Source organism: Sphingobium xenophagum (assembly GCF_031457465.1).
Taxonomy (GTDB): Bacteria; Pseudomonadota; Alphaproteobacteria; order Sphingomonadales; family Sphingomonadaceae; genus Sphingobium; species Sphingobium xenophagum_A.
Genome location: NZ_JAVDWV010000030.1, coordinates 23,188 through 31,781, shown reverse-complemented (window position 1 = coordinate 31,781; position 8,594 = coordinate 23,188). Strand labels below are relative to the sequence as shown.

Annotated in this window: 6 protein-coding genes and 1 riboswitch; of the genes, 5 read left to right on the top strand and 1 reads right to left on the bottom strand. The window is 59.0% G+C overall.

The window, feature by feature from the left end; genetic code table 11:
* Positions 1–216: 216 nt before the first annotated feature.
* Positions 217–411: riboswitch (cobalamin riboswitch) on the bottom strand.
* Between the two features lie 282 nt (positions 412–693).
* On the bottom strand, positions 694–1,614 hold the full coding sequence (locus J2W40_RS19765; RefSeq protein WP_310227680.1) for a LysR family transcriptional regulator: 921 nt from the start codon (positions 1,612–1,614) through the stop codon (positions 694–696).
* A gap of 192 nt (positions 1,615–1,806) precedes the next feature.
* Here J2W40_RS19765 and J2W40_RS19760 point away from each other — a divergent pair, with 192 nt between their 5' ends.
* The 5 genes from J2W40_RS19760 to J2W40_RS19740 all read left to right on the top strand — a co-directional run bounded on the left by J2W40_RS19760 (position 1,807) and on the right by J2W40_RS19740 (position 8,577).
* Complete coding sequence (locus J2W40_RS19760) at positions 1,807–4,164, top strand: TonB-dependent receptor (protein WP_310227679.1); 2,358 nt, start codon at positions 1,807–1,809, stop codon at positions 4,162–4,164.
* 89 nt (positions 4,165–4,253) lie between these two features.
* Complete coding sequence (locus J2W40_RS19755) at positions 4,254–5,270, top strand: sugar phosphate isomerase/epimerase family protein (protein ID WP_310227678.1); 1,017 nt, start codon at positions 4,254–4,256, stop codon at positions 5,268–5,270.
* A gap of 57 nt (positions 5,271–5,327) precedes the next feature.
* A complete protein-coding gene (locus tag J2W40_RS19750; protein ID WP_310227677.1) occupies positions 5,328–5,717 on the top strand; it encodes a C-glycoside deglycosidase beta subunit domain-containing protein in 390 nt (129 codons plus the stop codon).
* A 9-nt stretch (positions 5,718–5,726) separates the two neighbouring features.
* Positions 5,727–6,920 carry an MFS transporter gene (locus J2W40_RS19745; RefSeq protein WP_310227676.1) on the top strand — a complete coding sequence of 398 codons (1,194 nt, stop codon included), beginning with the start codon at positions 5,727–5,729 and terminating at the stop codon, positions 6,918–6,920.
* A 13-nt stretch (positions 6,921–6,933) separates the two neighbouring features.
* Positions 6,934–8,577, top strand: coding sequence for a GMC family oxidoreductase (locus J2W40_RS19740; protein WP_310227675.1), 1,644 nt, complete (start codon positions 6,934–6,936; stop codon positions 8,575–8,577).
* The last annotated feature ends 17 nt before the right edge of the window (positions 8,578–8,594 follow it).

Genomic DNA, 8,594 nt, shown 5'->3' with positions numbered 1-8,594 from the left:
GGACGATCAAAAGGCCCTTTTCCTCGGTTTTCTGTGCGATCTTATCCTGCATGAAGGCTTGGCGTTTCTTCGCCTTGGCGTTGTGGCGGGCATTGGTCTCGTCCTGATTTTTCATCTGCGATCCTTACGTCGAATGGGCGCGTCCTGACGGACACGCCGGGGCTTTCATGCCGCTCGAACGGAAAAACCGTGTCCGGGCCAGTCCCTGGGCCAAGGCAAGAGCGACCCGTGTCGGCAGGTCTCCTGGCTTGCGGGTCAATGCCGATCAGGCCGCCTTCTCAGGATCGCTCCCAATGGCATATGGCCCGGCGACTCGCCGCTCACAGTTGCAGGGACAGCGATGGAATCGGCACAAAACGCCTCGCCATCTTCCCCTTTAAGCCCGATGGGCACCGACATGGTCGAAGGCAATTGCCTTCAGGCCTACATCTAAAGACGCATTGCTCCGAAAGCTACAGGCGCCGCTGGAAATGATATTGCCAACTGCGTTTCTTGGCTCAGCCTGGCAGCCCGACAGGGAATGGCTGCCACCCAGATCGATTAACGCTCCAAGTTTCGGAAATATTTCGAAACACCGAGCGTGAACGCTCGCAATTTTAGCAGGCTGTCACCACCGGGTTCGATAAGCGGACAGTCGGCACTTGGGGATGAAAAATTGAACACTGAGTGGCTGATTTGGGTCGACTTGCGACCTCAGCCATGATCATCAATCTCCGCGATGGTATCATGCAGTTGATTACGCAGCCAAGCCAAACCGCTGTCTTGTTTCCGCATTTGATGAAACATCATCACGTCCATCATATTTGGCATCGAGACAGGAACATTCCAGACAGCCAAAGGCAGGTTCCTCGCAGCGGCCTTGACGAGGCGCCTATTAAGAATTGCAATTAAATTTGTTCCGACCAGGCTAGGTGGTATGCAACTGAAATTCGGGGCCACCAGAGCAATACGCCCCGTACCTCCGTAAATGGAAAGCTGTTGTTCGGATAATATGCTCGCCAACCTGACTCGGTCGAATTTGACGATCGCTTGGGGAAGAGACGTTATCGTTTCAAGCGTCGGCTGAACTTGTAGCGCGCTATTGTCGCGCCAGCCGACCAAGACCAGTTGGTTGGTAACGAGCGGTTCGATGATATATTCAGGGTCGGAATAAATGCTTGGGGTCAGGACAAGGTCAAGTTCGCCCTTGTGCAGCAAGGGCGATGGGTCGCCGATGGGCGGACGCACCTCCAGCATCAGATGAGGCGCACGGTCGGACAGGCGGCGCGTCAAGGCTGGCAGGATGACCGGCACCAGATGATCGGGCATTTCGATCGTGAAGCGACGCGTGGACGTCGCGGCAATGAACGACCGTTCGATCTCGACGACGCCGGTGATGCGCAGGATCGCTTCGCGCAACGGCTGGCGCATCGATTCCGCCAAGGCCGTCGGCATCATCCGACGCCCAGTCACAATCAACAGCTCATCGTCGAAATGGTGCCGCAGGCGGGCGAGCGCCGCGCTCATGGCGGACTGACCGACATGCATGCGTTCAGCCGCGCGCGTGACATTCAGTTCTTCAAGCAAAATATCGAGTGCAACCAAAAGGTTAAGGTCCAGTCCCTTCAGCCGCATAATCATCTCTCCGAGCTATGTTATTTATTGATAGTTAGGCATTAAAACAAACAATTTTTCAGATGTCAAAGTCGGTGGCACTACGACGTTGCGACAACGGTTGGTTTCAGGCCGCTTCGCACAAAAGAACAACAATGCAGGCTGCCATGTCCCCGCGACGTTGGATGGTCCTGCTTTCGGGAAGGATGCGAAATGCACAAGCTGATATTCATGCTGTTCCTAGGCACGGCGACACCTGCACTGGCCCAGGCCAATTCAGCACCAAGCAGGGCTGCGGATGCAGCGACGCGGGACGGCACCACCAACTTTGCCGAAACCGACATCGTCGTCACCGCCCAGCGTCGGGCCGAACGGCTGCAGGATGTTCCAGTCAGCGTAACCGCCGTGACCGCCGAGGGGCTGGAAGCGCGTGGCATCAGCAATTTGAGCCAGCTTAGCCAGGCAGCACCCAGCCTGCAGGTCAGCGGGGAAAATAATTTCACCGTGCGTGGCGTCGGCACGCTGGCCTTCCAGCAGGGGCTGGAGTCGAGCGTCGCGATCGCACAGGATGAAGTCAATCTTGTCAGCTCGATCCTGGGCGGCGCCGTCGGGACATTTTACGATGTCGCACAGGTCGAAGTGCTGAGCGGCCCGCAGGGGTTGTTGTTCGGTAAGAACGCATCGGCCGGGTTGTTGAATATCGTCACCCGCCGCCCTGAATTGGGCAAGCTGGGCGGGCAAGTGCAGGTCGAAGGCGTTCACCGTCCCACGACCCCCAACAACGGGTCGGGATTCATTGGTCAGGGTACGATTAACGTGCCGATCAGCGAAAATTCCGCCTTGCGTGTCAATGCCGTCTATTCCACCCAGGACCCCGTGGTGAAGTTTGTGGGCAGCGGGACGGGTGATTTCGGCCAGACCCAATATGGCGTGCGTGCCAAATATCTTGTCGAATTCAGTGATGTCGCCTCGCTCTACATCATTGGCGACTATAATGAAGAACATGGTATAGCCACCTACTTCGATCGGCCCTATGCCAATCTGGCGCCTAACGCTCGGCCCATTGCCCCGCTTCAGGCGATCGGCATCGTGCCAGGTTTCGACACTCTGCTCATCGGCGGTGGAGGCGATTTCTATCGCGATGTGAAGCGCGGGGGCGTTCAGGCCAAATTTTCCTATGAACTGGCATCGGGCATCGAGATCAGCAACATCGCAGCATGGAAAGCTGCAAGTCGCCGGCAAAATTTTGATACGGACTATACCAACGTCAATGGCCTGGACATCAACCGTTCCAATACGAAATATGACCAGTTTACGAACGAACTTCGCGTAGCTTTGCCAGCGACCGATCGCTTCACGGGGCAATTTGGGCTTTTCTACTATCAGGCCAAGACGAAATTTGATCTCGCACTGGCTGGTTTCAATTTCGTACCAGTACCGGCGCTGCCCAACTTCCCCTTCTGTGTGGGAGCCACAAATATCGGCACTGGCCCTGGCCAGTGCCGTCGCAGCAACACGGCTTTTCTTGGACAGGATGGAAAGTTCAACCTGGACAGCAAAAGCTATGCCGCATTCGGCCAGTTCACTTACGAGGTCGTGGATAATCTGAAGCTGATTGCAGGTGGGCGCGTCACCCATGACCGGTTGCAAGCCGACCTGGCCCAGCATCAGGGGCAGTATTTTGTGACGCTCGGCGTCCCGCTGATAACGTCCGACAAGGTATCCAATACCAATTTCAGCTATCGCATCGGGGCCCAATATAATTTCACGCCCGACATCATGCTTTATGGCACATTCGGTCGCGGCTATAAGGGGCCGGGTCTGTCGCAGAACGTCCCGCGCGTCGGCGTATCCCCGGTCGTTGATCCAGAAATCAACAACAATATCGAAGTGGGCCTGAAGTCGAGCCTGCTTGATCGCAAACTCATCTTGAACCTGGCGGCGTTCCGGTCGAAATTCAAGAATCTGCAGGTATCGTCGTTCAGCCCGGAACTCGGCTCCACCATCGTCCAGAATGCGGCGTCGGCAAAAAGCCAGGGCATCGAACTGTCCGTCAATGCGCGGCCACAGCGTGGCTTGACCTTCAATCTGGCGGCCACGGTGCTGGACTCCAAATTCCAGGATTTCCCCGGCACCGAATGCTATATCGGTCAGCCCGATGCATCGTGCAATGTGCCGACCGGTCGGCAGTTCAACGCCGGTGGTCTGCGCACACCAGCTTCGTCCAAATTGGTGGCTACGGCGCAGGCGCAATATGAATGGGCCGTCAGTGGATCGCTCAACGCCTTTGTCGAAGGCAATATCCTGCACCGCTCTTCGCAATGGTTCACGATCAATCAGGCACCTGGCACCCGGCTTGGCGGATTTGAAACATTGGGCGCAAGCATCGGCCTGCAAAGCTCTGGCGGTTGGCGCGCGTCCCTCTTCTGCCGCAACTGTTCCGACAAGTTCGTGCCGTCCAGCCTGAGCATCGATCCGGGCGAAGCGAATAATGGTCGGCTGGGGACAGCGTTCCTGACCAACTTCAATTCCGTGCGCCAGATCGGCGTCAATTTCGGCTTCGACTTCTGATCCACCCCCTGGCGGTCCGTCACTGTGCCCGACCGCCAGCCAGCACTGCATAGCAGCCCCCTGTTGCGCCCATTGGAGCCTGATTACCGATGACATCCACCATCAAACGCGGCGTCAGCCTGTATAGTTTTCAGGAGGAAATGTTCCTGGGGCAGATGAGCGTGGACGATTGCGTGGCGTTCGCCGCGTCGATCGGCGCGAAGGGCATCGAGATACTGCCTGAACAGAATATCCCGAATTTTCCCGACATATCCGACCGTGACATTGCACAATGGCAGGAGATGATGGCGCGCCATGGCACGCACCTGACCTGCTATGACATGTTCCTCGATACCAAGGTCCGTAAGGACCGGTTGATGAGCGATGACGAACAGGTAGCGTCGATCCGCCGCGACCTGATACTCTGCAACAGGTTCGGCATCCGCAACATGCGAGTATTGGTGTTCGTGCGCCCGGACATATTGGAACGTTGCGTTCCCTATGCCGAGGAACTGGACGTGCATATGGGGGTGGAGGTGCATGCGCCCTGGCATATGGAACATGTCTGGATATTGCGCACCGTGGAAGTCGCAGACCGTTTGGGCACGAAGCATCTTGGCCTCCTGCCCGATATGGGCATCTTCATGAAAAATTACCCGCCGGTGTTCCGCGACCGCTTCATCCGCCAAGGGGCGAGGCCCGAGGTGGTGCAGTTCATTCTGGACCAGCACGCACAAAAAATCATGGCGGAATACACCATCTATGAAGTCGCCGTGAAGATGAAGGGCAATAAGGCGGAAGTCGCCATGGCCGAAACCCTGCGCCATCATCCCTATGCAAACCCCCGCCGTATCCGCGATTTCATTCCCTATTTCCGTCACATCCAGGCGAAATTCTATGAAATGGACGCCGACTGCACTGACCCGACCCATGCCTATGAAGAGGTGATCTACGAGCTGGTGGCAGGCGGCTGGGACGGCTATCTGTCGAGTGAATATGAGGGCAATCGCTGGGTTCAGGATGTCCAGCCGGTGGACAGCCGCGAACAGGTCCGGCGTCAGCATGTCATGTTCGATCGGCTGATCGCCAAGGCGCAAGCGCGTATCGCGGCGCAACCCGCCGGGTGATGGCCTGCTTCCTGCATGCTGCTGGCTATCGCCGCATATTGAAAGGCAATTGACGCAATGTTCGACAAATATATCCTAGTGGACGGCAGCCTGCGCGAGACGGCAGACGGCTTCGCCTTCGATGCCATGCTGGGCTATTATCGCGGGCTTGGATTGTCCATGATCGAAGATCTGGTGGTCAGCATCGACGGCGATCCCGTTTCCCGTGACGCCATTTCCTTCGATGAAGGCAAGGGGCCGATCGCGCTCGATGATATGGAACAGGCCTATGACCGGCGCTGGCCCTTCGGCAACAAAGCGACGATCGCGGTCAAACGACCGGAAGCGCTTGGTGCAGGCGATCACCGGTTGTCGCTCAAGGAGGTGCTGCGGATTTCCTACCTTCCTTTCCCGTTGGTGGCAGAGGATAGCAAAATGCTGACCTTGGCCCCGATGGCAGCAGCATAGGGGGTGGTCATGGTCGCGACGTTCGAGCAAGCCAGGCCGCTGCGCCACCCCACGGCCAAGGGGGTAACGCTAGTCTTTGCACAGATATTGCCGGTCATGGCGATCGTCGCGCTTTTTCCAGCCATCCCCAAGCTGTTTGCCCATTTCGGGGGATTGCCCCATGCCGGGTTGCTGGTGCCGATGATCGTCACGATCCCGTCCCTCTGCGCAGCGCTATTTGCCCCGGCGGCCGGATGGATCGCCGACCGCTTTGGGCGGCGTCCTGCCTTTATCGGCGGCATTGCCCTGTATATCGTGGCGGGGTTGACACCGCTGGTCGTGGACGATCTGATCCTCATCGTCGCCAGTCGAGCGGTGCTGGGCCTGGCCGACGCCTTTGCCATCACGATTTCCAGCGCGCTCATCGGCGATTATTTCGGTGATCAGCGCTATCGCTGGGTCGCCTGGACCGGGGCAGCGACATCGATCGCAGGGACGGCGCTCATCGCATCGGGGGGTATGCTTGCCGACATCAGCTGGCGCGGCCCCTTTGCCATCTATGTGCTGGCGGTCCCGTTGCTGCTGATGGCCATCGCCTTCATCGATGAACCGGTGTCCAGCGGTAGCGGCCGCCAGGCAGGAAATTCATCTCGTTTCCCTTGGGCGGCGGCCTTTTCCATCGGTTCGATCACCTTGATCGCGTCGATCATCTACTATGTCGAACCGCTGAACATCGCGACCATATTGGCGGAACGCGGCGCAGGATCATCGACCAATGTCGGACTGATCCAGGCGGCTACCAGCCTTGCCTATATTGCGGGCGCATTCCTGTACCGGCAATTGCATATCCGCACCATCGGCACATTGCTGGGTATCGCCGGCGGACTGATCGGCGTGGGCATGATCATCATCGGCCTGACCACCAGCTATTGGGGCGCCGTGGCCGGTGCGACGGTCCAGCAACTGGGCGGCGGCATGGTCATTCCAGCGCTCCTCGCCTGGGGACAGGCTCGCCTGCCGTTCGACCAGCGCGGTCGCGGAATGGGAATATGGGCGACGTCCTTCTTTGCAGGTGCGTTCCTGTGCCCGCCTATCCTTTCCGCCGTTGCCGGGGCCGCAGGCGGCCTTGCGCCTGCAATCCTGGTGATGGGCATGATCGCCCTGATCTTTGCCGCGCTCATTCGCTTTTCCATGGGGCGCCGCCATGACGCCACCGCCGCTTGAAAAGAGCTTCTGCATGACCTCTGCCGATACCGAATTTGACTATATCATTGTCGGGGCTGGCTCGTCCGGCTGCGTGCTGGCCGATCGGCTGAGCGCCGACGGCAAGAGCCGCGTGCTGCTGGTCGAAGCGGGCGGTCGCAATGAGACCGAGCTGGTGAATATGCCGCGTGCGTTCATGAAGATGTTCGGCAATCCCACCCATTTCTGGCATTTCCCGATCAAGGCTCAGGCCGGCCGACCGCAGGGCGAGGTCTGGCCCTATGGTCGCGGGCTGGGTGGGTCCAGTTCCACCAACGGCACCTGGTATCTGCGCGGCATGCCTGCCGACTTTGACGGCTGGGCAGCGGCGGGGCATGGCGAATGGCGCTGGAGTGAAATCGAACGCTGCTATCGTGCGATGGAAAGCTATCGCAACCCAGGCAGCCATCCTTCGCGCGGCAAAGGCGGCCCGCTGCAGATCACGCAGCTACCCTATCGGTCCCCCGCCATCGCCGCGACGGTGGAAGCGGGCGTGGAAATGGGCCTGCCCCGGCTGGACGACATCAATACACCCGGCACGGTCGGAATCGGCTATACGCAGGCGACGGTGAGCCGCCGGGGACGCCGGGCATCGAGCTATCAGGCATTCCTGAAGCCTGCGATGAAGCGGCCCAATCTGGTCGTGTTGACGGACACGGTATTGGAAAAGGTGGAGATCATGGGCAAGCGCGCCACCGGCGTGCGTGTCCGCGTCGATAGTGGCGTTAAGAGCTTCGCCGCCCGCCGCGAAGTCATCCTGAGCGCGGGGGCAGTGCAAAGCCCCAAATTATTGCAGCTGTCGGGCATCGGCCCTGCCGACATATTGAACCAGGCGGGCGTGCCGGTGCTGCACGATCTTCCGGCTGTTGGGCGTAACCTCGCCGATCATGCGATGTTTTCGATCTCCTATCGGCTGCACAATGACCCGGGCGCCAACCGCGAATTTTCTGGCTGGCGTTTGATGTCGCATGTCGCGCGCTACTATCTGACGCGCAAGGGGCTGATGGCCTACACCTCGCCGGAAGTCACCGCGCTCCTGTCAATGCGGTCGCCGACCGACTGGCCGGACGTGCAATTTGGCATCGGCCCATTTTCGATGCGGTCATCCGAGGAAAGGAAGGCCGATCCGGGGCGTGGCGCGTTGGAGGATAAGCCGGGCATAACTGTGAACGCCATTGCCCTGCGCCCCAAAAGCCGGGGCAGCATAGCGATCCGGTCAGGCGATGTCGCCGATATGATCGATATCGACGCCAACTGGTGGGGCGATCCGGCCGACAAGGCCTTCATGATCGACATGGTGCGTCTGGTCCGCAGATATATGGCGCAGCCTGCGCTTAAACGCTTCGTAGGCGACGAAGTGGTGCCAGGCGCGTCCGTCGAAACGGATGATCAGATTGGTGCGGCGCTCGAATGGCTGACCAGCCCCGGCATTCATGCAACCGGCACCTGCCGCATGGGGCCAGCGCAGGACAGCGTCGTCGACAGTCGGCTGCGGGTGCATGGCATCGCTGCTTTGCGGGTCGTGGATTGTTCGGTCATGCCCGTGCCTCCCGCAGGAAACACCAATGGTCCGGCCATGGTCATCGGGTGGCGCGCTGCTGAACTCATCGCACAGGACGCCAGCGACGAGCGAGCCTGAAACCGCCAATGATGAAA